This window comes from Streptococcus sp. HMSC077D04 (assembly GCF_001808785.1).
GTDB classification, from domain to species: Bacteria; Bacillota; Bacilli; order Lactobacillales; family Streptococcaceae; genus Streptococcus; species Streptococcus mitis_BX.
Window position 1 is genome coordinate 1,074 of the sequence record NZ_KV794521.1, and the last position, 518, is coordinate 1,591.

The window sequence follows — 518 nt, forward strand, 5'->3', positions numbered from 1 at the left end:
AAGACAATTCCAGGTGAAGGAACATACACAGTCTCACCAGATGGAACAGTAACGTTCACACCAGAGAAGAACTTCACAGGTAAAGGCACAGGCGTAACAGTTAAACGTGTAGATAAGAACGGAACCCCAGTAACGGCTAAATACACACCAAACGTAACCCCAGTAACCCCAACCGCAGACCCAGCTGAAACAACAGATATCCAAGGTAAAGAACAAAATGGTAAACCTGAATTCAAACCAGGCAACCCAGAAGTACCAATGGATGATGAAGTACCAGCAACCTTCGAAGACGGTTCAACAACTAAGACAATTCCAGGTGAAGGAACATACACAGTTTCATCAGATGGCACAGTAACGTTCACACCTGAGAAGACATTCACAGGTAAAGGCACAGGCGTAACTGTTAAACGTGTAGATAAGAACGGTACGCCAGTAACGGCTAAATACACACCAACAGTAACCCCAGTAACTCCAGAAGGAACACCTGCTGAAACAACAGATATCCAAGGTAAAGAACA

General features: G+C 44.4%; 1 pseudogene. It reads left to right on the forward strand.

What is annotated here, in order from left to right:
• A pseudogene (locus tag HMPREF2701_RS11455) lies at positions 1-518 on the forward strand (fibronectin-binding protein); the annotation flags it as partial.